This is a genomic window from Pontibacter silvestris (assembly GCF_020907275.1).
GTDB lineage: Bacteria > Bacteroidota > Bacteroidia > Cytophagales > Hymenobacteraceae > Pontibacter > Pontibacter silvestris.
This window is the reverse complement of sequence record NZ_JAJJWI010000002.1, coordinates 70,446-95,055: the sequence shown is the minus strand read 5'-3', so window position 1 is coordinate 95,055 and position 24,610 is coordinate 70,446. Positions and strand designations below refer to the sequence as shown.

Genomic DNA, 24,610 nt, shown 5'->3' with positions numbered 1-24,610 from the left:
AAAGGAACTAAAGTTTAACTATAACCAATACAGGTTAATTAGCTTGTAACAAAACTATTAATACATAACCTACAGACCTTCTGATTTAACGTGGACTCGGGAATTAACCTATTTCAAATCATAATTTTACACAAACAATAAGGCTAAGGAGCGGGTAGAAATAATATCCAATGTTTCACCTAACTCCTTAGCCTTATGTACTTTATCATAAATACTGCCAAAGTCGTGGAAGTGTTCTGCGAAATCGATGATTTCTGCCTTCAGTTGAAAGAGCACTTTACTACCCATCCGTTGCCAGAGGGGCTCGAGCCGCGCCACCTGGCTGGCCGCAAGCCTGGCTTAAGTGACAGCGAGGTCTTGACTATCCTTACCCTTTACCATCTGTCGGGCTTCAAGTGCTTTCAGTACTACTATGAGCGCCTGGTTCTGGGGGAGATGAGAAGCTACTTCCCCCGTGCCGTCTCGTACACGCACTTCCTGGAGCTGGCCAAGCAGACGCTGCTGCATGCTTTCCTGCTGGCCCACTACCGGGCGGGCCGCTCCCAGAGAGGCGGCCGTTACTACATCGACTCCAAGAAGCTGCCCGTCTGTAACAACCGCCGCATCCACTCCCACAGCGTCTTTGGGGACGTGGCCAGCTGGTGCGCTTCCTGGTCACACCGGCCCATGTGGCTGACAACAACCCGAAGGTGCTCTCCTTCCTGCTCAAGGGCCTGAAGGGCAAGTGCTACGGCGACAAGGGCTACCTCACTTCCCTGATGAAGGAGCTGCTGGAAAAAGGCCTGCACCTGGTCACCAAAGTGCGGCGCAACATGAAGAACATGCTCAGACGCGGCAGCATTGAGGCGGTCAATGATATTTTGATGACGGTTTGCGACATCGACCACATACGCGACCGAAATCCGCTCAACGCCTTGGCGCAGATCTTCTCAGGGCTGACCGCCTACACCTTTCTGGACCAGACATGCAGCTTTAAGCCCGCCAGAATAAATGTCTAAATCCCGAGCTCACGTTGATTTAAGAAGAACCTTAACAAATTAACAGGCAATGAACCACTTTTTATAAAAAAGAAAGCCCTACAGAAATCATCTGTAGGGTTTTCAATATCTTAACTAAAGCTATTGAACTTCTTAAAACTGAGCTTCTAAGCGCTTCTGTGATACTGCCATCCAGTTACAAAGCTTATAAAGCATACGGGCTCCCACATTTCCGTTCCACTCGCTGTCGCCAGGAGCAACTTCACATAGGTCAAAGCCTACAATCTCACGGCCAGATTTTACCAGTTGCTTGATCAGGTAAACTGCTTGCTCAAATTCTAACCCTCCAGGTACTGGTGTACCAGTTGCGGGACATAATTTTGGATCAAGCCCATCTATGTCGAAGCTGATGTAAACCTTCTGCGGCAACTGAGCAATAATCTTTTTGCACTGTTTTTTCCAGCTGTCGCCTTCATACATGTTTTCTTTAAGCACAGCATCATAAAACACTGTTATTCTGCCGTTAGACTGATCAGCCATTTCTGCTTCTGACTCAGCTAAATCTCTGATGCCTACTTGTACCAGCTTCTTTACCTGAGGTAGCTTTAGGGCATTATACATGATCGAAGCATGTGAATACTCGAAGCCCTCATAGGCATTGCGTAAATCTGCATGCGCATCTACCTGAAGTATACCATACTCCTCGTGCTTCTCAGCTAGCGCATGCATCAGTCCAAGCGGTGTACTATGATCTCCGCCCAACACACCAACCAGTTTCCCTTTTTCCATTAAGGTTAGAGCTTTTTGCTTCAGCCATTGTAGCAACTCCTCTCCTTTTGTAGTAACTTCTGTAGCCAGGGACTCAAACTTTGCTTTATCATGCTCCGGGCTTCCTGCTTCCAGCCATGTAATATATTCCTCTGCTTTTTTTCGCAGCTCCTCGCTTGCATTCTCCCACACATAAGGAATTTCCTCCATAGCAAGGCCCAGCTTCCAGGCATCTTTAATGTTGGGGTCAAAAAGGTCGAGTTGCGGCGAAGCATCTTTAACTGCTCTTGGTCCCTGTGCCGTACCAGCGCTATAAGACACCGTTACTTCCCACGGAACCGGTACAATGACAACTTCTGCTTCATCTACATTAAAGGGCAGGCCAAAAAGGCCTCCACTCACATCACCTACTCCATTAGGATCAAAGCCGGCAATTTTTTGTTCTTTATTATTCATGTATAAAGTAGCGGAGACTAATTATTTTTGATTCGTTTTAAGTAGTCCTTTTACAAAGTTTGGCAATGCAAAAGCGGCCGTATGAATTTCTTCATTGTAGTATTTAAGCCCTTTAGCTACCGAGAATTCTGCTGCTGCCTCACGGTTAAATTTCAGCGGATGAGATTCTCCTTTAGAAGAATAAGAAAAACTCCAGGTGCCTGTAGGATAGGTAGGAATGGCAGCAAGGTAGCAGTGTACTTTATCCTGTCCGAATATCTGCTTATAAGTATCATAAATCTCAACAAACACACCGCTATTAAAGCGTGGAGATTCACTTTGCGTAATCATTACGCCGTCTGGCGTAAGGCAACGGTACACCTGCTGATAAAACTCTGCTGTAAATAAACCCTCTCCGGGACCAACCGGATCGGCAGAGTCTATGATGATTAAATCATACTGCCCGTCAGCACATTCGTTGATGTACTTAATGCCATCTGCCACCAAAAGATTTAAGCGAGGGTTGTCAAAAGCAACTGCTGTTTCCGGGAGGTACTGCTTACAGGCTTCAATTACAAGCTCGTCAATTTCCACTAAAGTTACTTCTTCTAACTGCTCATGGCGCAGCAGTTCTCGAACTGTACCGCCATCTCCACCTCCAATTACCAAAGCTCGTTTTGCCTGAGGATGGCTGAACATAGGCACATGCGTAATCATTTCATGGTACACATACTCATCTTTTTGTGTACACATAACCATGCCATCCAGCGTCAGCATATTACCGTAAGCCAGTGTTTCGTAAATTTCTACCCGCTGGAAAGGAGAGTCTTTTTTATATAGCTGATTTCCCGAGTGTTTAAGAGACAGAGCTATATTTTCATCACGCTCCGTAAACCACACATCACGCGTAATAGCACCTTCTACTTCCGGTGGCTTAGGCGATACATCGCGCATGTTTTCAATATTGAAATCATTACGTTTCAACAGGTCAAGCTGTCCGCGACGGCACTCCATAGATGAACCATGTCCTGCTTTAAACGCCTCTTTTAAAAACTTGTAAGACACCCACGGGTCAACTGAATCGCCGCAAGTAAACAGGTCTACAGCTGCATAACCATATTCCGGCCAGGTATGTATAGCAAGGTGGCTTTCCTGAATCACAACAACTCCGGAAACACCATAGGGTGAGAAGTGGTGAAAAGTACTGTTTATAACAGTTGCTCCTGCAGTTTCGGCAGCGGCTACCATACTGTTTTCAATATGAACGACGTCGTTCATAAGCTCAGGAGAGCAATCGTAAAATTCAACTAAAATGTGTCTTCCTAAGGCGTTCATCAACGGGGAATAGAAGGTTTAAAACTAATAAGACAGCAAAAAAACAAAATATAGCGCTATAATCAAATTAACACAGCACCTCCTCTATATACTCCTCTGGTACGCAATATGTTAATTATATTATTATTTAAGTAATAGCTGTTCAGCCTTAGAGCAAAAAGTAAATCACTGCACCTATTCCCCCTCTAGTTCCTTCTCTACAATATGTTCTGCTTTATACTCTTCCACCAGCTCCTCAAAAATATCAAATGCGTTATCTATAGTAGTAAACTCTTTCAATAGGTTAAATTTTGAGACATGATATATAAGGAATAATTCAGGTTGGGTAAAACTGGCTTTGGTAATAAAGCTGTAGTATTCGTGTTCATCGTGGGTGTCTACCCGGTACTTCTGTATGAGCTTGAAAAGCACGCTTAGGTTCTTCAGATAAGGACTAAGGCTGCTCTGGTAGAAACTGAAATGATAGGTAAAATACTCCTGAAAATAATAGGCTAGGTTAGCCCGCGTTTTTTCCTCCTGTTTAAGAGAACGCACTTTCTGTACAAAAGAGGAAAGAACTTTTTCCTGAAAGAAAACAAAAAAGCTTGTGCCTGACCAGGTACTGTTCTGTATATCGTGCGCAGTAAGGGAATTAATTATCTCGTTGTGCTTATCTATAAAGCTGATAAAGAGCGTGGAGAAGTTCTGTTGCTGAAAGATTCGCTGCGTCTTATCCAGCTCAATGCGCTGTAGCTCAAATTCGCGCTTTTGGTAGGTGAGTGTTGCAAAGAAGAGAAAAACGCCAGCCAAGGCCCATAATGAACCGACTATACCGCCAATAAACTCACCATATTCCCCGAAAACGCCACCTTCCCTGTCTGATGGGTTCAGGTACAATTCCCGTATCAGGTTAAATTTGACGGTTCCCCAAATTAACACTACGGTTCCGGCTAAAATCAAGAAGTAGCCTATTAATTCGTATCCGCTTAATTTCTGTCTTTTTTGAGACATGTAAGAAAGTATAGCTATAATTCAGCTACACATACTGCCTTTACCCTTACTCGGTTACCAGAAAATTACTGTCACCTAAATTAAAGCTGCGGATAATCTCTACCACTTTAAGCAACGTGGATGTATCGAAAAACAACAGCAGAGGCAATTCGACAATTTTAGAATTGTGAGTAAACTGTGTAATAACCGTAAACACTAAAGGCTGAAAAAGCGGATGCTGCACCAGAATATCTTTCAGAGAATCAGCTATGTAGTTTTTAGGTGCTCTAGGCGGCGAGCCATAAATATTGGCCTTCAGAATGTTAGCCAGTTGTGTTACCATGGCACCTGTAATAATATTGCTGATCTCAAGCAGCAGCGATTCTTGCATGGCTGTAAGCTCCCCTCGCTGCACTTCTATCATGTTCAGGCAAACCTCAGATAAATGCCCTACTTGGTCTTCAGAGAAAAGCATTAGCGTGGCACCATTAAAATCTCCTTTGATATCTGATTGAATAATAACATGAGTCTGCTCATATTTGGTAACCAGAAGCAGAAGATCTTTGACATCAATCAGCTGTATATCGGGCACTTTCAACAATACCCTGTCTTTTGCAATGGCAGCAAAAGAATCCGCGGCACGAGCAAGCCCAATATTCAGTATTTCTTTTATTACGTCTCTTTCTAACTCAGTTACATGAGGGTCCATCATGATATTAAAGTTATTTAGTTCTTCTGCCATGCCCACTGCCTATCTTCTGTTGTTAATAAAATATCGGGTAATGGCTGATACATCCAGCACAAGGCAAACTTTACCAGTCCCCAAAAGGGTTACGCCACCATAAAGATCTAAATTGTCTAATGGTTTACTTAACGGCTTCACGACAATATCCTGCTGCCTATATAGTTTATCTACTATAAGCCCGAGCTTTCTGTTGTTGTAAGTTACTACAATAATATTCTGTACCTGCCCTTTTAGCTTTGTTTTATCGCCTAATCGCATTTCAGCTTCATCAGCATTTAGCAGTTCGTGCAGGTACACTACGGTTATGGTCTCTCCTTTTATGTCTGTTACCAGTATATCCCCTACCTCATGCAGCTCGTCTTTATCCATTGCCACCACCTGGTCTGTATGCATCAATGGTATAGCATAAAAGATTTCATCCACCTCAAACAGCAGCGCTCCTTTCACTGCTATGGATGTTGGCAACTGTAAGGTAAAAACCGTGCCCTTGTTTTTTGCAGAGTCTATACTAATTCTTCCACCAATAGAGTCTATGGCATTTTTTACCACATCCAGGCCTACGCCTCTTCCAGAGTATTCTGTTACTTCTTTGGCCAGTGAAAAACCTGGCTCGAAAAGAAAAGAAAGTACATCTGAATCCTGTAATGTTTTTGCAGCATCCTCTGTAATTAACTGCCTGCTTACAGCCGCACGCTTAACTTGTTTCATATCAATGCCTTTCCCATCATCAGATAAGGTGATAATGACATTGTCGCGGTCACTCCTGGCTGCCAGCACAATACTGCCAATACGAGACTTCCCTTTCTTCTCCCGTTCATCCGGCTTCTCAATACCATGAGAAACAGAATTCCGCACCAGGTGCACGAGTGAATCTGTTATGATCTGCAGAATATTACGGTCAATCTGAATATCCTGCCCAACCAGTTCCAGGTTAATTTCTTTCTTTTCAGCTGAGGCTACGTCTCTTGCTATACGCGGAAACTTATTAAAAAGAGTACCCACGCTTACCAGCCGCGCATCCATTACACTGTACTGCAAATCTTCTGTGATGCGGTACAGGTGCGAGCTTACACTTTTTAGCTCATCATGGTTCAGCTCCCGACTTATTGAGTTTATTCTATCCCTGTCAATAATCAGCTCTCCTACCAGGTTAAGCATGTGGTCCAGCTTTTTGATCTGGATATAAATCAGATCTGACAGGGTGAGGTTTTTAGAAGTATTATACTTCTGCACCTTTGTTAACTCAATGGCACTGTCGGAGAGATTGTCTACGATAATGTCCAGGTTGCGAAGCAGTACCGGGTCAGGCTCTCCGTATTCAGGATTATCTATGTTCCTGATCAATTCCCCCAATAGGTCAATGCCATCGAACAGAACAGTTACAACCTCCTCACTAAAACTTAATTCTTTACTACGGATTAAGCTAAAAGCCGTCTCCAGCTTATGCGACACATCCGATATCTGGAGGTAGCCAATCGCTTTAGCATTAGCTTTCAGGTTATGCAATAAGCGAAAAATCTCAGCTAAAGGCTGATCATTCTGCGGCTGTTTCTCCAGTGCGCTAATATGCCTGTTCAGCGCATCAAAATACTCCAGCGCCTCTGCAATAAATATTTCTTTATATTCCTGTTCTCTCGATTTCATGCCACGTCGCCAGTTATACTGACCTCAAGCCGCTGTTTACATACCTCATCCTATGAAGTCTAACTAGGCTTCCCCTATAAGTACTGCCTTCTATATACTGCTTTGCAAGCGACCAAACACGTTTTGCCTGGCTCAGTGCTTTACCTGGTCTTGTAAAACAACAGAGCTTACAGCTAAAACGAACCTATTCTGCCAGAGCCTGACTAACAACCTCTAACACCTTTTCTTCTGAAAAAGGCTTTACTATATATGAGAGCGCACCAAACTCCAGGGCTTCGTTTACAATAACTTCCTGCCCTACAGCACTCACAATTATCACCTTCATATCAGGCTGATCAGCCTTAATGCCTTTCAGTACATCCAGGCCAGTGTTATCCGGAAGAATCACATCAAGTGTTATAAGATCAGGATTGGTTTCTTTTGCAAGTTCCAGGGCTGTTTGCCCGTTCGGAGCCTCACCGACAACTTCATAACCGGCATCGGTCAACATGTTTTTTAACATGGTGCGCATGTAGAAAGAATCATCTACAATCAATATTCTTTTCATTCTATGTACTGCTTCGTATAATGTTCTAAACTTCAGCCTTGTTGATTTACTACTTTGGTAGTGCCTTTATCTCTTCTGCAGACAGTATCTTGAACATGTCCAGCACAATGATTAAGCGAGAGTCTACTTTGGCTATACCCTCTATATAATTTTCACTAATGGTGGTGTCCTGCAGGAAAGACGGTGCTTTATCTATTTTAGACACAGAAAGGTTCAATGACTGCGGCACCTCCTTTACTACTACACCTATACTATAATCTTTCGCCTCAATTACCAGCGTATATGAAATATCCTTTGTTAAAGTACCAGGTGGTGTTGTAACCATTGCTGCAGGCCGAATCCCAAAGCGCTGCTCCAGGTCCATTACAGCAATAATATCTCCCCTGATGTTAGCTACACCTTTAATAAACTTCGGCGTGCGCGGCATACGTGTAACAGACGGGGTAACAGTAACCTCCTTTACCTGCTCAATCCTGATTCCATAACTTTCTTCACCTAATTTAAAAACGATCAGGTGCACCATTGCCTCAGGTTGATACGGTTTTGCAGCATCACTGTCTTTTCCATTGGCTTGCTGCTCGGCTTCCCTCTGCTCTACGACCTCTTCACTTACTCCCCCGTTACTTTTGTCACTCTTCTTTTTCATGAAGTTTCCTTTCCGTTAGATTATCACTCACCTCTTCTAGCTTTATCAGAGGATGAGTTACCCGTGGCTGGCCTTCTGTTTCCTACAGGAGGTTTGATATTATTTGTAGGGAAAGATGCTAACCTGCGATTTTTGCCATTATTGCTAAACACTAAGTTACCGTCTATCAATTTGAAGGCAGAAATACTTATCTGCAGATCAGCTGCAATGTCGTTCAGGTTCTGAGACGAAGATGTAAGTTCCTGCATGGAACCTGAAAGCTGCTTCGCTGTACTCGCTACCTGCTGTGTTCCAGAGGCAGTCTGTTCTGCAATAGCAACCACTTCTTCCACATATTTCACCACGTCACCGATAGAGGATTTCTGCACTTCCGTTGCGGTTAGGATATCCTGCGCCGTACGAAGTGTTTCGCCACTGGAAGCCGCAATGTTTTTAAAGGCTCCGGAAGCCTCAAAAGTAGCATTCTTACCTTTTAATACACGGCCTTCCATGGTTGAAATGGCTGTAGCAGCAGAGGCGGTATCTTTTTTCACGTCATCTACCAGCGTAGCAATTTCACTGGCTGATTTTCGTGAACCTTCCGCAAGCTTCCTGATCTCTTCGGCAACCACCGCGAAACCACGACCGGCCTCCCCGGCACGAGCTGCCTCAATAGCAGCGTTCAGGGCAAGCAGGTTTGTTTGTGAAGCAATATCCGTTATCACACCAAGAGACTTTGAAATCTCTTGTGAGCGTGTACTTAATACTTCGATTGTTTTAGCTGTAAGCGCCGCTGAACTGGAAATTTCTTCCATGTTCTTCACCACTTCCGCCACTGTTTTCAGACCATGCTGCGATGTTTCCTCTCCAACTTTTGCAGATTTGTTTACCACCTCAGCACGGTTTGCCGTTTCTTTGGTAGCTTTCATGATCTCTTCAATCAACTTGAAAGCCTGATCTGTTTTGAGTGCCTGGTTTTGGGCACCTTCTGCCATCTGTTGCATAGCAAGGGCCACATCCAGTGTCACCTTATTCATCTCCAACCCTTTGGCAGCCATTTCTTCAGATGAACTTCCAACAACCAGTGAAGAATCGTTGATTTCACCTAAGAGTGTGTTCAGGTTATCTACCGCTAAATTCAGTGCGTTAGACATATCAAGAATGTCACCTGCTGTCTGTATTTCTACTTTCTGCGTCAGATCACCCTCTGAAATAGAGCGAACCACACGAGAAACTTCCAGCACCGGCGTTACAATAGATTCCAGCAAGTCGTTAAGAGTGTCAACCAATTCTTTCCAGCTACCGCCAACACCTTGTAAAGTGGCTCGTTCTGTCAGCTTACCTTCCACACCAGCTACTCTGGCCACACGGCTAACCTCACCGGCAAGTCTGTTCAGGTCGATTACCATGGTATTTATCGTTTCGGCCAGTTCAGCCACTTCTCCTTTTGCATCAAGAGTAAGTTTTTGTGTCAGGTCTCCTTTCGATACAGCCGTTACTACTTTTACAATACCCCGCACCTGCGTTGTCAGGTTTGTGGCCATGGTGTTTACGTTATCTGTCAGGTCTTTCCACACACNGATACAGCCGTTACTACTTTTACAATACCCCGCACCTGCGTTGTCAGGTTTGTGGCCATGGTGTTTACGTTATCTGTCAGGTCTTTCCACACACCGGCTACATTTGGCACGTTGGCCTGGCCACCCAGCCTACCTTCTGTTCCTACTTCCAGTGCCACGCGTGTTACCTCACCGGCAAACACGTTCAGAGAGTCCACCATGCGGTTGATGTTCTCTTTGAGTTCGGCCATCTCTCCTTTTACATCCACTGATACCTTTTGCGTCAGGTCTCCTTTCGCCACAGCTGTAGATACTTTAGCAATATCACGCACCTGCGACGTCAGGTTAGAAGCCATGGTATTTACGTTATCTGTCAACTCTTTCCAAGTACCCCTAACTTTTGGCACGTTGGCCTGGCCGCCCAGCTTTCCTTCCGTACCCACTTCACGGGCCACACGGGTTACCTCATCAGCAAAGATGTTCAGCGAATCCACCATCTGGTTCAGGTTCTCTTTCAGGTCCAGAATTTCACCTCGTGCTTCTACTGTTATTTTCTGAGCCAAATCGCCTCTAGAAACAGCCGTAGATACTTTAGCAATATCACGCACCTGCGTTGTCAGGTTTGTGGCCATGGTGTTTACGTTATCTGTCAGGTCTTTCCACACACCGGCTACGTTTGGCACGTTGGCCTGGCCACCCAGCCTACCTTCTGTTCCTACTTCCAGGGCCACGCGTGTTACCTCACCGGCAAACACATTCAGATAATCTACTAGCTGATTAAGATTTTCTTTTAGCTCTCCCAACTCTCCCTTCACATCCACAGATACTTTCTGTGTCAGATCGCCTCTGGAAACAGCTGTAGATACTTTAGCAATATCGCGTACCTGGCCAGTCAGATTACTGGCCATGGTGTTTACGTTATCTGTCAGGTCCTTCCACACACCGGCCACGTTTGGCACGTTGGCCTGGCCACCCAGCTTTCCTTCCGTACCCACTTCACGGGCCACCCTTGTTACCTCATCAGCAAAGATGTTCAGTGAGTCCACCATCTGGTTCAGGTTCTCTTTTAACCCAAGTAACTCACCTTTAACATTAACGGTTATTTTCTGGCTTAAGTCTCCTTTTGCCACAGCCGTAGATACATTCGCAATATCACGCACCTGGCTAGTCAGGTTAGAGGCCATCAGGTTAACATTATCTGTTAGTTCTTTCCAGATACCACCTACGTTTGGCACGTTGGCCTGACCACCTAATATACCTTCTGTTCCTACTTCACGAGCCACACGGGTTACCTCGGCACCAAACACATTCAGTCGGTCCACCAAGTTGTTCATTATATCCTTCAGGTCGCCCAGTTCACCCTTTACATCCACAGAAACCTTCTGTGTCAGGTCCCCTTTCGCCACAGCCGTTGCTACATTCGCAATATCACGCACCTGGCTAGTCAGGTTGCTGGCCATCAGGTTAACATTATCTGTTAGGTCTTTCCAGGTACCTTCTACTTTAGGCACATTGGCCTGGCCGCCCAGCTTTCCTTCCGTACCTACCTCACGGGCAACTCTTGTTACTTCACCGGCAAATACATTCAGCGAGTCCACCATCTGGTTGGTGATATCTTTCAGCTCAGCAAGCTCCCCTTTTACGTTCACTGTAATCTTCTGCGTCAGGTCACCTTTTGCCACAGCCGTAGATACATTTGCAATATCACGCATTTGTGACGTTAGGTTAGAGGCCATCGTATTAACGTTATCTGTCAAATCTTTCCAGACACCACCTACATTGGGCACATTGGCCTGGCCACCCAAACGACCGTCGGTCCCTACTTCACGGGCCACCCTTGTTACCTCATCAGCAAAAATGTTCAGCGAGTCCACCATCTGGTTTAGGTTATCTTTCAGCTGAGCTAACTCACCACGCACATCCACCGATACCTTCTGCGTCAGATTACCTTTGGTTACGGCTGTCGCCACGTTGGCAATATCACGCACCTGCGCTGTCAGGTTAGAGGCCATGGTGTTTACATTATCTGTCAGATCTTTCCATATACCCGCTACGTTTGGCACCGATGCCTGACCTCCCAGCTTACCTTCGGTACCTACCTCTAAGGCCACACGCGTTACTTCCCCGGCAAAAAGGTTCAGGTTATCAATGGTGCGGTTAATGGTTTCGGCCATAACTTTGAAGTCGCCGGAAACCGGAATCTGGAAGGTTTCATCCAGGTTACCTCTGGAGATATTTTTCAACACCTTACCCACTTCCAGCACAGGAACAGCGATAGAGTCAACCAGGCCGTTAATGTTATTGATCATGTCCTTCCAGAAACCGGAGGCGCTCTCGGCAGAAGCCCTGGCCTTCAGGTTTCCTTCCACTCCGGCTACTTTTGATATTCTGGACACTTCGCCTCCAACACCACCAATCATTTCCACCATGGAGTTGTATGCTTCTGCTATATCGGCGAAAATATCATTGTTCTGCTTTGTGAGCCTTACTGAAATATCACCTTTCTTAAATGCATCAAGCGCATAAAGCACTTTGTTCAGCTGCTCATTAATATAGTCTGGGCTTGTGGGAAGTGGCTTGTTCTTTTCTCCCTCAGGCCTATCACCATTTCTTTTTGGTAGTTTTGCTGGTACAGGGCCCTTCTCAACTCCTGTCTCAGCAGGGCTATCTGCAGTCTTGGCAGGCGCCGGTGTAGCTACCGTTGTAGTAGCGTCACCTGCTTTAGTTTCCCCTTTCGCTTTAGGGGCGGGTGTTTTCTCGTTATTGGCTTCTACGTCACTAATGAGCTTGTCTTTGCTCAACTTCAGATTTTTACCTAAGGCCATATTTTGTCAGGTTGAATTGATGTTGCTCCTGCTACTAGCTTTTCAGTTAACTAACAGCAGCATTAAAACAGTGGAACAACAAAGTAAAAGCAAGTTAAATAAAATTTATCAAATGCAGTAAAATGGCTTATAAACACAGGGCAAGCTTACGCCCTTACAAACTCTTCGGCCAATGCCCTGTAATCTTTAGCGCCGTTAGAAGAGGCATCATAATCTATTATACTTTTGCCGAAAGAAGGAGCTTCTGCCAGCTTCACATTCAGACGGATATGGGTATCAAATATTTTTTCTCGCACGTTTTCCTGTAGGTATTCCAGCACTTCCTGGCTCAGCTTTCGTCTCACATCAAACATCACCACTACGACACCTTTAATTTTAAGGTTTGGGTTAAAAGCTTTTTTAACTTTATTTACCGTATTCATAATCTGGTCGAGGCCCTGCAGGGTAAGTACTTCCATCTGGAGCGGTATAAGTATCTCCTGTGCTGCAGTAAGTGCGTTAAGTGTTAGCACCGATAAAGAGGGAGGGCAATCAATCAGCACATAATCAAAGCCTTTTATTTCAGACAAAAGATTTTTCAAGAACTGCTCCCGTTCAGGTTGCTGCACCAGAGAAATTTCTATGTCAACCAGGTCATTTGATCCGGGAGCTACCCATAAACCATCTTTTTCAACCAGAATGTCTTTTATCTTTTTGTTCCCTAAAAAAACATCCGCCAGGGTAACGTCAGGTTTTGCAACAGCCAGAGAATATGATAAGTTGCTCTGAGGATCGAGGTCCAGCAGCAACACTCTTTTCCCTAGCTTACTCAGGGCGCTCCCCAGATTAATAGTAGTAGTTGTTTTACCAGTGCCGCCTTTCTGGTTTATTACGGCCACGATGGTTGTCTTCATAAAAGAATTAAGGAAATGAGACATTAGAGGCATTATAATGCCATTATGAGTGTTAAAATTAACAATTTTATATTTAAATCAGAATATACCGAACCAACAATATGCAGGCAATAGAGGCGGGAACAGTTAATAATTTTGTTTTATCAGCTGACCTGTAGTATAATGTACGTCTTCCCACTTCTCTAGATCAATGGAAACAGCTACAGCCTCAGCAGGGTCAAGGTAACCTATCAGTTTAGAGGTCAGATCTCGTACCAGGCGTGTAACACCCGGGTTATGGCCTACCAGCACCACTGTTTTAATTTCGCCTGGGAGTTCGCTTAAAATTTGAATTAATTGTGTCTCACGAGCATTATAAAGATCAGGAAGAAAAGCTATTTTTTCCTGATCGTAATATAAACGGCCTGCAATTTGCTGTGCTGTAACATTAGCACGCCTGGCAGGGCTAGCCAGAATTGCGTCTGTAGTTTTGAAATGTTCCCGAAGCCATTGCCCCGTACGTTTTGCCTGTAACAGGCCATTTTGTGTTAACTCACGTTCAAAGTCTGGCTGTAGTGGATAAGGGTCTTGAGTTTCAGCATGACGACAGATGAGTAAGAGTCTTTGCATATTAATTGCAGATGTGTCCGTATAGTTAAAACAAACGCTTTTCTTAAGTTAATTTAGTTCTCTGAGCTTCTCGTTTAACCAAGGATATACGGATGAGGTTGTGTTAGTTTGAAAAATTATTTGATCTTTGGGCAAATTTTAGTGCCCAGTACGCCTGTAAATATAAAGGATGATAAAAAACTTAGTTATAGTAGAGTCGCCTGCAAAGGCTAAAACAATAGAGGGATACTTAGGAAAAGACTTTGTGGTAAAGTCAAGCTTCGGTCACGTGCGCGATTTGCCCAAAGATAATAATGCCATTGACATTCAGAATGGCTTTAAGCCTACCTATGTTGTCTCCAACGATAAGCGTGAAGTGGTATCGCAACTGCGTAAGCTGGCAAAGGAAGCAGAAACTGTATGGTTAGCATCCGATGATGACCGTGAGGGAGAAGCTATATCATGGCATTTAACAGAGGCTTTAAACCTGAACAATGCCCAGACGCGTCGTATTGTTTTCAGAGAGATCACTAAGAACGCAATCCTTAATGCCATCAGTTCTCCGCGTGGCATAGACATGGATTTAGTAAATGCACAGCAGGCACGCCGTATACTCGACCGTTTGGTTGGTTTTGAGCTGTCTCCTGTGCTATGGAAAAAAATTAAAACAGGCCTTTCTGCCGGGCGTGTACAATCGGTGGCCGTGCGCCTGGTAGTTGAACGCGAACGTGAGATTGAGCGCTTTAAAGCCGAATCTTCTTTTAAAGTTACAGCTGCATTTAATGTAGAAGGCAAAACACTGGAAGCAGAATTACCTGCCAGGTTTAAATCAGAAGAAGAAGCACAGGCTTTTTTACAAAAATGTATTGGTGCGACTTATACAATAGAGAACCTGGAGCAGAAACCGTTAAAACGCAGCCCTGCTCCTCCATTTACGACCTCAACCCTACAGCAGGAAGCCAGCCGTAAGCTATACTTTTCTGTGGCGCAGACAATGACCGTTGCACAGCGTTTATATGAAGCCGGTAAAATTTCTTATATGCGAACTGACTCTGTTAACTTATCGGATGAAGCCAAACAGGGTGCAGCTAGTGCTATTCGAAATTCTTACGGAGAGCATTTTGCCAAAACACGTCATTTCAAAACAAAATCACAATCAGCACAGGAGGCACACGAAGCCATACGACCAACTGATTTCTCTCAGATGGTGGCAAGCGGGGACCGAAATGAGCAACGCCTGTACGAACTAATATGGAAAAGAGCCATTGCCTCTCAAATGGCAGATGCTGAAATAGAGAAAACAACTGCTACAATCGGTATTTCTACTCAGCCTGAGAAATTGGTAGCTACTGGCGAGGTGATAAAATTTGAAGGCTTCCTGAAAGTCTATATTGAGTCTAAGGACGATGACGAAAATCAGGATGACGATGTTAAGGGCATGTTGCCTCCACTAAGTATTGGGCAAATTATTGCACTGCGCCAGATGCTGGCTACTCAACGGTATAGCAGACCCGCCGCCCGTTATACAGAAGCGAGTTTAGTGAAGAAGCTCGAAGAAATGGGCATTGGCCGTCCCTCGACTTACGCCCCTACTATCTCTACTATTCAGAAGCGGGGTTATGTAGAGAAAGATACGCGAGAGGGTAAAGAGCGTCCGTTTCAGGTGCTGACACTGAAAGATAACAGCGTTACAGCGCAAACTAAAACTGAAATAACAGGAGCCGAAAAAGCAAAGCTTTTCCCTACGGATACGGCCATGGTCGTGAACGACTTTCTGGTTGAGCATTTTCCTAATGTAATTGATTATTCTTTTACAGCACGCGTAGAGGCTGAATTCGATGAGATTGCGCACGGGCAGAAAGTGTGGGAGAACATGCTCGACAATTTCTACCAGAAGTTCCACAGCCGTATCGAATCCAGCGAAAACATATCCAGAGCAGATGTATCCGGTGCCCGTGAATTAGGCACAGATCCGAACACTGGTAAGAAAATTCTCGCAAAACTCGGTAAATTCGGCCCTTATGTACAGCTTGGAGAGGAAAACCCTGAAACAGAAGAAAAGCCTGTATACGCCAGCTTGCGTAAAGGTCAGTTCATTGAAAACCTTACCCTGGAAGATGCCCTGGAACTGTTTAAGCTTCCGCGTATAGTGGGTAATTTCGAGGATAAAGACATGATCGCTGCTATTGGTAGGTTTGGCCCCTATATTCGTCATGACAGCAAGTTTTATTCATTGCCTAAAACCCTGGACCCGCTTAGCGTAACACCGGAAGAAGCGATTGAGTTGATACAGGCCAAACGTAAGGCCGATGCAGAGAAGCTGATCAAGTCTTTTCCGGAGAATCCCGACATTCAGGTATTAAACGGCCGATTTGGACCCTACATATCAGCAGGTAAAAAGAACGTAAAAATTCCGAAGGGTAAAGAACCTGGAGAACTGACACTACAGGAATGCGTGGAATTGGCAGAAGCAACACCTGAGAAAAAAGGCAGAGGTGGTTTTAAGAAAAAGACTGAGCCAGCGGCAGAGAAAAAGACAGCAACGAAGAAAGCTGCCGCTACAAAGGAAAAGAAACCTGCTGCCAAGAAAGCGACAACTGCAAAGAAGAAGTAGTACGTATACTTATATGGAACAAAGCCACCCGCCAAGGTGGCTTTGTTGTTTAATACCATAAGCTACACTTTAATCGAAGTACCATGGAAAAGAAAAAATTAGTTGTATTAACTGGCGCAGGCATTAGCGCAGAAAGTGGTATTGCTACTTTCCGGGATGCAAACGGGCTTTGGGAAGGGCATGATGTAATGGAGGTGGCATCGCCGCAGGGTTGGCAAAAGAACAAAGAAACAGTATTAGAATTCTATAACCAGCGCCGGAAAAATGCCCATGAAGTTAAACCTAATGCTGGCCATCTGGCACTTGCTGACTTAGAGAAAGACTTTGATGTGCGAATAGTTACACAGAACGTAGATGATTTACACGAACGTGCTGGCTCCAGCAATATAATTCACCTGCACGGCAAGCTGTTTGAAAGCCGAAGCACTATAGATGAAACATTAGTTTACCCTATAAAAGGCTGGGAATTGAAATTAGGCGACAAATGTGAACGCGGCTCTCAATTACGACCCAATATTGTCTGGTTTGGAGAAGCTGTGCCAATGATGGAAAAAGCCATTGAAGAAACTTTACAAGCTGACATATTTCTGGTAGTAGGCACTTCATTGGTCGTTTACCCGGCAGCTGGGCTCGTTGATTATGTATCAGATGATGTACCTATTTATGTAGTAGACCCTAACCTGCCTTACATGCGCCCTCGCCAGAACCTGCATCTGTATGAAGAAAAAGCAAGTACAGGCATGGTGAAAGTGGTAGCAGAACTACGAAAAAAACACAGCTAGTCCTTAAATGGCTTATTATTAAATTTATGCTGAGTTGTTTATAGAAACAGTCTTATCACAATTAAGTTAATTCATATCCATATATAATCCTGTTCGTATGATATCAGGAGAAGTAAAACCTGATAAGGATATGGATTTCAAAAACAGAATTTTAGTAACACCTGACACCTGGAGCCTCCTAATTTTGCGCCTGTTTCTTGGCATCGTGCTATTCCCTCATGGGGCACAGAAGCTTCTTGGGTGGTTTGGCGGACATGGACCAGCAGGCTTCTTAGAAGGCTTTGGGCAAATGTCAGGCCTGCCTTCGTTTTTTGGTTGGCTTGTCATTATCATTGAGTTCTTTGGCTCCATCTGTCTTATTGTCGGGCTGTTTACCCGTGTCTGGGCTTTAGGAGTTATCGGCCTCTTTATAGGCATTGTTCTGACAGCACATATTGATGTCGGCTTTTTCATGAACTGGCAAGGTAACCAGGAAGGAGAAGGGTATGAATATCACCTGCTTGTAATTGGTATGGCCTGGGCCTTAGCTATTGCCGGAGCAGGTAAGTTAAGTATAGATAAAGCAATGGCTGACTCAGAAAGGACTTTCTAGGCTTATCCTAGGACAAAAAAGCTATCTCAAACCAGGCGCGTTAGGGATAGCTTTTTTGCTTAATAATAAAGATATTGACCAAGAACTAATCTTCTGCTTCCTCCCCTTTCTCAACAATATCTTTATCTGTAAACAGAATGATCTTCATCATTTCACGCCAGTCCGGTTTACGACGCAGCAAGAATTCAAGGTCCATACCAAAATGCTTGAACTCTTCATTCTGCGCATTCTTCATAATTGCTTTTGCTTCCGCGTCCGACTCAATAGAAATTCGTTGCTCATACCAGTTAATAGCTTCCACCTCTTCTTTAAGAGATGTTATCATACGTACAAAGGTTCTTGTTTCTGCAGAAAGTTCTTCTGGTGGTTCGTGATACTGATCTGATGCCATAGTTCAATTTATGATTTAACAATTTTTCTGAACTAACGCCGATTTGACAGTCAGAGTTATCTATTTTTAAATTTGATTTTAACCCAGATCACGTAAAAGCCCCCACTGTTGTTGTAACTGGTACCACAACCTTCCCTGTTCAATTTGTAAAGGCGATGCAATATTATTGTAATAAAGCTGCCCCGTACCTAAGCCCTGAGACATAGCAACATTATAAGTAGCAGTAAACTGGCTGATGGCATTTAAGCCTATGTTAGATTCTAAAGCTGATGTCACCCACCAGCCAATGCTTTGCTTCTCTGCCAACTGTATCCATTCTCTGCTTGCCTGCAAGCCGCCTACCAATGTCGGCTTCAGAATAATGTACTGCGGTTTGATGTGTTGGAGTAGTGTTAGCTTTTCCTCTGATTTCTGCACCCCTATCAGTTCCTCATCTAACGCAATTGGAACCGGTGTATAGGCACAAAGCTGTTGCATATGTTCCAGTTGCCCCTGCCTGATGGGTTGTTCAATAGAATGTATCTCGTACTTAGCCAGCCGCTCCAGATTTGTAAAGGCTTCGTCCGGTTTAAAAGCACCATTGGCATCAACCCTTATTGTTAAATCTGCAGCGCCTGCTGTCTCTCTTATACGCTGCAGAATTTCCAGCTCAGTTTCAAAACTCAGTCCACCGATTTTTAGCTTCAGGCAGTTGTAACCATCTTTCAACTTCTTTTTAATCTGTTCCTGCATAAAACTTTTGTCTCCCATCCAGATAAGGCCATTGATCGGTATTCCCTGCTCTCCTGTGGTAAAAGTAGTATCGTACAGCAGATGTCTGCCTCCATTGGCAAGATCTAAGAGAGCTGTTTCTAAGGCAAAGCGTATAGCAGGCCATTCGAGTAAAGCAAGCTCTTCAGGCAACGTGTTTGCTAAATCAAGTAGTACTTTAGAGTTATTAATTAGATCACAAACCTCCTGTAGCTTATCTTCTATATCTGAACGATAGTCAATGCTTAACCCTGCCAAAGGAGCACATTCTCCTACACCAGTTATTTCAGGACTCTGTTCCTTCCACAATTCCAGATAATACACCTGGTGCTGAGATATAGCACCACGGGAGGTGCGGGCATCAAACTTGAAATTTAAAGTGTGAGGGGTATAACGGAGCCTGTAATTCATATTTGTAAGATGGTTCAGGTGCAAATTAAATCATTCATAACAAAAAGACGTAAATACATTTCAAGTTAATAAGATTGAAAAAGAAGACCACCTTTGAATATTAAAGCAAAGCTTATAAAAGCCACTCTTGTTTAACAACATGTTGCTGCCACATCTTTAGCCAACGAACATCTTATGAGTATACTTATTGCACCCAACACCAGCACAATACTAAAACGCTATAACCTGATACGTTCGCAAACAGAATATATTTGTGAGCCACTGGAGCCTGAAGATACCGTTGTACAACCGATGGTCGACGTGAGCCCACCGAAATGGCACATGGCTCATTCCACCTGGTTCTTTGAGACGTTTGTATTACAGCCTTTTCTGCCCAATTACAAACTGTTTCACTCAAGTTATGGCTACTTGTTTAACTCTTACTACAATAGTGTAGGGAATCGTGTACAGCGGAACCAGCGAAGCACCCTCACCAGGCCACCCCTTCGTGATGTTTATGCTTACCGGCAGCATGTAAATGAGCATATAGTTGAACTGCTGCAAATTTTAGAGGAAGAGAAACTTGCTGAGGTAATGCCTATACTGGAATTAGGGCTTCAACATGAACAACAGCATCAGGAACTACTCATTACAGACATCAAATATATTTTAAGTACTAATCCGTTACTACCTATATATAAAACTCTTAAAGAGAACACAAGCAAATCATGTTATGTTGCGCCGGAACTTTTAAACATAACCGGTGGAGTTTACAAGATCGGGTTTAAAGGAGATAGTTTTTGTTTTGACAATGAGCTGGGGGTACATGAAGTACTATTGGAAGATTTCCAAGTCATGAACCGCACTGTGACCAATGGTGAATACCTGCAGTTTATGCAGGATGGGGGTTATACAGACTTCAGGCACTGGCTGGATGAAGGTTTGTCTTTTGTGCAAGCATCAGGCATAAAAGCTCCTTTATATTGGATTGAACAGGATGGCGACTGGCATCATTTTACCTTACATGGCCTAGAAAAATTAGACCTGAACGCACCTGTTTGTCATATTAGTTTTTATGAAGCAGATGCTTATGCAAACTGGGCAGGAAAACGTTTATTGACTGAGTTTGAGTGGGAAGCAGCCTCACAGGCTTATCCGCCTGCATCAGGAAACTTTGTAGAGTCTGACTTACTGGAGCCAACTGCAGCGGACCCCAACATAAAAGGTTTACAGCAACTGTACGGAAATGTATGGGAATGGACCTACAGCGCTTATCATCCGTACCCTGGGTTTACCAAAGCACCTGGTGCCATAGGAGAATACAATGGGAAGTTTATGCTTAACCAGATGGTATTAAGAGGGGGCTCCTGCGCCACACCTGAAAGCCATATCCGTACAACTTATCGTAACTTCTTTCATGCTGACAAACGCTGGCAATATAATGGAATCAGGCTGGCTAACAAATAATTATATGCGAACCAACATTACTTCTCAACCTATAGTAATCTTACAATCTAAACCAGATGGCACCTCTATGACAGATTCCTTCGCACAGGATGTGGCCATAGGCTTAAACCAGACACCCAAGTCACTCTCCTCCCGTTACTTTTACGATGGCAAAGGCAGTGAACTTTTCCAGCAGATTATGGCCCTGCCCGAATATTACCTTACAAGCTGCGAGTTTGAGGTACTAATAGCGCACAAGCAGGAAATTGTAAATTATTTTGCTGCAGAAGGCTTTTTCCACCTGATAGATTTAGGAGCTGGCGATGCCCTGAAGACTAAGATACTACTGAGTCAGTTACAAAAAGAGCAGCGTAAGTTCGAATATGTACCTGTAGATATTTCTGGTGATGCCATGGCACAACTATGCCAAAGTCTGCAGGAGGAGATGCCGGCAGTAAACGTACAGGCGGTAGTAGGGGAATATTTCCAGGCGCTGGAATGGCTACAAGCTAACAAGGCGGAGCAAAAAGTAGTTTTGTTCCTGGGTTCTAATATTGGCAACTTTAAGTTAGATGAAAGCCTGGCTTTTCTGCAAAGCATCAGAAGCTTTCTGAACCCCGGAGACAAGCTACTGCTGGGGGTAGACCTTCGTAAAGACCCGGATACAATTTTAGCTGCTTACAATGATGCCACAGGAGTAACAGCGGAATTTAATATAAACCTGCTTCGGCGTATTAACCGGGAATTAGGAGGTGACTTTAATATCAATCGTTTTCGGCACTACGCAGTGTACAACCCGCAGGAAGGTGTAATGAAAAGCTATTTGGTTAGTAAAGCTCATCAGGATGTTTACATTAAGGATATAGATAAAACTTTTCATTTTGATGCCTGGGAAGCTATTCATACAGAATACTCTCATAAATACTCTCTGCAGCAGGTAGAAGAAATGGGTAAGCAGAGTGGGTTTGCGATAGAACAAGTTTTTCAGGATAAACGGCAATATTTTGCAGATGTCTTATTTACAGTAAAGTGATAAACAAATATTTTGCACTGACCTTTTATAAAACAACATCAAACCTAAGGCAAGCAAAATATTAACCCACTACCTATCATCATCGAGTTTACAGCTTATCTTTACTTTCACAAAGCATAAAATATTAATGGAGCAAATAACCCTAGCCTCTGGCTCTAGCTACTTCCGCAGCCCGGGCGCTGCAACTGCTGCTGCTATGGCAGCACTTCAGATTGGCAAAACATATTACGGCCCCACAGAGGGAACAGAGGCATTGCGCTTTGCCATTTCAAAACGATATAATAAGCAAGATATTGAATTAACTCCAGGGCAAATACTTATCACACCTGGCAGTAAACAGGCTCTATTCAACCTTTTTTCTGTTTTACTGCATGATAAGGATGAAGTGGTGATACCAACGCCAGCCTGGTTTGGCTTTCATGAGTTAATGAAGTACAGTAAAGGTAGAATTGTTACCGTAGATACCAAGCTTACCGAAGATTATGCATTAACACCTGAAACTTTACGGGCATCACTTACTGAACATAGCCGTATTTTGCTGCTATCAAACCCTGGCAACCCAACCGGAAAAATTTACACCAAAACTGAGCTGGAATCGTTATTAGAAGTAACAGCAGAATTTCCGGACCTTTACATTATAGCAGATGAAATATATGACTTTGTTACTTACGGCAAGCCTTTTACTCCTATCCTTTCCTGCGAAAGGGCAAAAAAAGAACGAACCATCATCGTAAACGGCTTTTCTAAGTCTTTTGCAATGTCGGGCTGGCGCATTGGTTATATGGCAGGGTCAGCAGACCTTATAAAAAAATGCACCGACTTCCAAGGCAGTACCTTTTCAGGTGTTAGTGTGTTTATACAGGATGCTGCCGTTGCCACGCTGGAGCATCAGGAAAATGCTTTAGCCACCATGCTTCCGATACTAGAGGCAAACCGCCAATTTATGCGGCAGGCTTTAGATGCTATTCCACACGTGGCTTATTTTTTTCCTGATGGCGCTTACTATTTCTTCCCCAGTTTTAAGTATTATCTTAATACAAAAACACCTGAAGGAATGGCAATAACAAGCACATTAGACCTTTGTAAATACCTGCAGGAAACTTATTGCTTAGCTGTTGTGCCTGGAGATTACTTTGGTGCTCCTGATCATGTACGCATGTCTTTTGCAGTAGAAAAGCCTAAACTGGAAGAAGCCATGCAGCGCCTGCAAGAAGCACTAAGTCAGCTGCAAAGGTAATTCTAGGTTAAATATTTGGCACAGGCAGTCTGGTAAGGATAAAAACACTATTTTTGCGGCCTTTCAGACAGGTCCCGCTATGAATATTGCAGAATACAAAAAGCACTTCTCCAAAAATTTTTTCCTTGCTTACCCGGTGGTACTAAGCCAACTCGGGCATATACTGGTGAGTGTTTTCGATAGCCTGATGGTAGGGCAAATTGGAACAGTACCGCTGGCTGCTGCCTCTCTTGGAAACAGTATCTTTACAATAACGATGCTTTTTGGCCTGGGCGTGTCTCTTAGTATTACCCCGCTTATTGCCGCTGCCGACGGGCGCAATAATTACACGCGCATCTCCCTCCTGCTCCTGAATGGATTAGTCTCTAATGTTCTTTTAGGGATACTTACCTTTATAGCCGGATATTTTCTGTCACCTTACATTATATATCTTAATCAACCGGAGCAAGTAGTACACATGGCGGTTCCCTACATAAACATCCTGTTTCTGTCAATGGTACCGTTTATGGTATTTCAGGCTTTCCGGCAGTTTGCAGAAGGGCTTTCGCTTACAAAACAGGCTATGTATATTTCCATTGTAGCCAACAGCCTAAACATTGTTCTGAATTATATCTTTATCTGGGGTAAGTTAGGCTTGCCTGCCATGGGCCTGGTAGGTGCAGGCTGGGCTACGCTTATCTCCCGAATAATAATGGCTTTCATGATGGCAGCATATATACTGTTCAATAAGCGCTTCGTGATATACCGCCACTATCTGCGTCTGCGCCATCTTTCCTTGGTGCACATGTACCGTATATTTAAGTTGGGCATTCCTATATCCAGCCAGATGGTTTTCGAAATGGGCGCTTTTAGTTTCTCTGCTATTATGATTGGCTGGATGGGCGCAAAGGAGTTAGCCGCACACCAAATTGCCATCAACATAGCCTCTGTTACCTATATGATGGCGAGTGGCATTGCAGCTGCCGCAACAATACGTGTAGGTAATCAAAAAGGCTTGAAAGATTACAGGGCTATGCGTATAGCAGGCTATAGCAGTTTTGCTATGGCTGTTATGTTTATGGTTTCAAGTGGCCTGCTGATGATACTATTCCATCAGCTGATCCCGATGCTGTATATAGACGATCCCGTAGTAATACAAATTGCTTCCACCCTTTTGATTATAGCAGCCTTGTTCCAGATATCAGATGGAATACAAGTTGTTGGGTTAGGAGCATTAAGAGGATTAGAGGATGTTCGGATTCCAAGTGTTATAACGTTAATTGCTTATTGGGTTATAGGCCTGCCAGTAGGTTATTTTTTAAGCTTTAAGGCCGGCTATGGAGTAAGCGGTATTTGGATGGGTTTATTAGCAGGGCTCTCTTCAGCAGCATTGCTTCTGTTTTTACGTTTCAGAACATTAAGCTCCCATTTAAGTAAAAGATAAAAAGTACAAAAAAATAGGCATCAATTTTTAGGTTAATGTTGC

Annotated in this window: 21 protein-coding genes and 1 pseudogene; 8 read left to right on the top strand and 14 right to left on the bottom strand. The window is 43.9% G+C overall.

Going from position 1 to position 24,610, the window contains the following annotated elements; all coding sequences use genetic code 11:
* Positions 1-126: 126 nt before the first annotated feature.
* A complete protein-coding gene (locus LN995_RS02130; RefSeq protein WP_229957933.1) occupies positions 127-318 on the bottom strand; it encodes a hypothetical protein in 192 nt (63 codons plus the stop codon).
* Here LN995_RS02130 and LN995_RS22245 point away from each other — a divergent pair.
* Positions 226-998 (top strand): annotated as a pseudogene (locus tag LN995_RS22245) (transposase). The gene LN995_RS02130 and the pseudogene LN995_RS22245 sit on opposite strands and share 93 nt — an antisense overlap.
* 132 nt (positions 999-1,130) lie before the next feature.
* On the opposite strand, the gene LN995_RS02115 reads toward LN995_RS22245, so the two are convergent.
* From LN995_RS02115 to LN995_RS02070, 11 genes are all read right to left on the bottom strand, one after another.
* Positions 1,131-2,201, bottom strand: a complete 1,071-nt coding sequence (locus LN995_RS02115; protein WP_229957926.1) for an agmatinase family protein — start codon at positions 2,199-2,201, stop codon at positions 1,131-1,133.
* A 21-nt stretch (positions 2,202-2,222) separates the two neighbouring features.
* Positions 2,223-3,515: a polyamine aminopropyltransferase gene (gene speE, locus LN995_RS02110; protein ID WP_262910387.1), complete on the bottom strand. Its 1,293-nt coding sequence runs from the start codon at positions 3,513-3,515 to the stop codon at positions 2,223-2,225.
* Between the two features lie 174 nt (positions 3,516-3,689).
* Positions 3,690-4,505, bottom strand: a complete 816-nt coding sequence (locus tag LN995_RS02105; RefSeq protein ID WP_229957922.1) for a putative phage abortive infection protein — start codon at positions 4,503-4,505, stop codon at positions 3,690-3,692.
* A gap of 46 nt (positions 4,506-4,551) precedes the next feature.
* A complete protein-coding gene (locus tag LN995_RS02100) occupies positions 4,552-5,226 on the bottom strand; it encodes a chemotaxis protein CheC (RefSeq protein ID WP_229957920.1) in 675 nt (224 codons plus the stop codon).
* 9 nt (positions 5,227-5,235) lie between these two features.
* Positions 5,236-6,873, bottom strand: coding sequence for a chemotaxis protein CheA (locus LN995_RS02095; RefSeq protein ID WP_229957919.1), 1,638 nt, complete (start codon positions 6,871-6,873; stop codon positions 5,236-5,238).
* 184 nt (positions 6,874-7,057) lie between these two features.
* On the bottom strand, positions 7,058-7,420 hold the full coding sequence (locus LN995_RS02090) for a response regulator (RefSeq protein ID WP_229957917.1): 363 nt from the start codon (positions 7,418-7,420) through the stop codon (positions 7,058-7,060).
* Positions 7,421-7,469: 49 nt separating this feature from the next.
* Positions 7,470-8,066, bottom strand: a complete 597-nt coding sequence (locus LN995_RS02085) for a chemotaxis protein CheW (RefSeq protein ID WP_229957915.1) — start codon at positions 8,064-8,066, stop codon at positions 7,470-7,472.
* A gap of 23 nt (positions 8,067-8,089) precedes the next feature.
* Positions 8,090-9,622, bottom strand: coding sequence for a methyl-accepting chemotaxis protein (locus LN995_RS21995; protein ID WP_317206919.1), 1,533 nt, complete (start codon positions 9,620-9,622; stop codon positions 8,090-8,092).
* A complete protein-coding gene (locus LN995_RS02080; RefSeq protein ID WP_449581078.1) occupies positions 9,607-11,913 on the bottom strand; it encodes a HAMP domain-containing protein in 2,307 nt (768 codons plus the stop codon). The genes LN995_RS21995 and LN995_RS02080 overlap by 16 nt, the downstream gene beginning before the upstream one ends.
* A gap of 662 nt (positions 11,914-12,575) precedes the next feature.
* Positions 12,576-13,322 (bottom strand): ParA family protein, encoded by a 747-nt coding sequence (locus LN995_RS02075; protein WP_229957914.1) that lies wholly within the window; start codon positions 13,320-13,322, stop codon positions 12,576-12,578.
* A gap of 126 nt (positions 13,323-13,448) precedes the next feature.
* On the bottom strand, positions 13,449-13,931 hold the full coding sequence (locus LN995_RS02070) for a SixA phosphatase family protein (protein WP_229957913.1): 483 nt from the start codon (positions 13,929-13,931) through the stop codon (positions 13,449-13,451).
* A gap of 169 nt (positions 13,932-14,100) precedes the next feature.
* Here LN995_RS02070 and topA point away from each other — a divergent pair, with 169 nt between their 5' ends.
* From topA to LN995_RS02055, 3 genes are all read left to right on the top strand, one after another.
* Positions 14,101-16,524 carry a type I DNA topoisomerase gene (gene topA, locus LN995_RS02065; RefSeq protein WP_229957912.1) on the top strand — a complete coding sequence of 808 codons (2,424 nt, stop codon included), beginning with the start codon at positions 14,101-14,103 and terminating at the stop codon, positions 16,522-16,524.
* An 83-nt stretch (positions 16,525-16,607) separates the two neighbouring features.
* Positions 16,608-17,306: an SIR2 family NAD-dependent protein deacylase gene (locus LN995_RS02060; RefSeq protein WP_229957911.1), complete on the top strand. Its 699-nt coding sequence runs from the start codon at positions 16,608-16,610 to the stop codon at positions 17,304-17,306.
* 130 nt (positions 17,307-17,436) lie between these two features.
* Positions 17,437-17,898 (top strand): DoxX family protein, encoded by a 462-nt coding sequence (locus LN995_RS02055; RefSeq protein ID WP_229957910.1) that lies wholly within the window; start codon positions 17,437-17,439, stop codon positions 17,896-17,898.
* A gap of 85 nt (positions 17,899-17,983) precedes the next feature.
* Here LN995_RS02055 and LN995_RS02050 read toward each other — a convergent pair whose 3' ends face one another.
* Positions 17,984-18,289, bottom strand: a complete 306-nt coding sequence (locus LN995_RS02050) for a ferritin family protein (RefSeq protein WP_229957909.1) — start codon at positions 18,287-18,289, stop codon at positions 17,984-17,986.
* 78 nt (positions 18,290-18,367) lie between these two features.
* Complete coding sequence (locus LN995_RS02045; protein ID WP_229957908.1) at positions 18,368-19,450, bottom strand: o-succinylbenzoate synthase; 1,083 nt, start codon at positions 19,448-19,450, stop codon at positions 18,368-18,370.
* Positions 19,451-19,624: 174 nt separating this feature from the next.
* Between LN995_RS02045 and egtB the strand changes: the two genes are divergently transcribed.
* The 4 genes from egtB to LN995_RS02025 all read left to right on the top strand — a co-directional run bounded on the left by egtB (position 19,625) and on the right by LN995_RS02025 (position 24,568).
* Entirely contained in the window at positions 19,625-20,896 is a 1,272-nt protein-coding gene (egtB, locus tag LN995_RS02040; RefSeq protein ID WP_229957906.1) for an ergothioneine biosynthesis protein EgtB, read from the top strand.
* A gap of 4 nt (positions 20,897-20,900) precedes the next feature.
* Positions 20,901-21,908, top strand: a complete 1,008-nt coding sequence (gene egtD / locus LN995_RS02035) for an L-histidine N(alpha)-methyltransferase (protein WP_229957904.1) — start codon at positions 20,901-20,903, stop codon at positions 21,906-21,908.
* Between the two features lie 127 nt (positions 21,909-22,035).
* Entirely contained in the window at positions 22,036-23,145 is a 1,110-nt protein-coding gene (locus LN995_RS02030; protein ID WP_229957902.1) for an aminotransferase class I/II-fold pyridoxal phosphate-dependent enzyme, read from the top strand.
* 79 nt (positions 23,146-23,224) lie between these two features.
* Entirely contained in the window at positions 23,225-24,568 is a 1,344-nt protein-coding gene (locus LN995_RS02025; RefSeq protein WP_229957900.1) for an MATE family efflux transporter, read from the top strand.
* Positions 24,569-24,610: the final 42 nt, after the last annotated feature.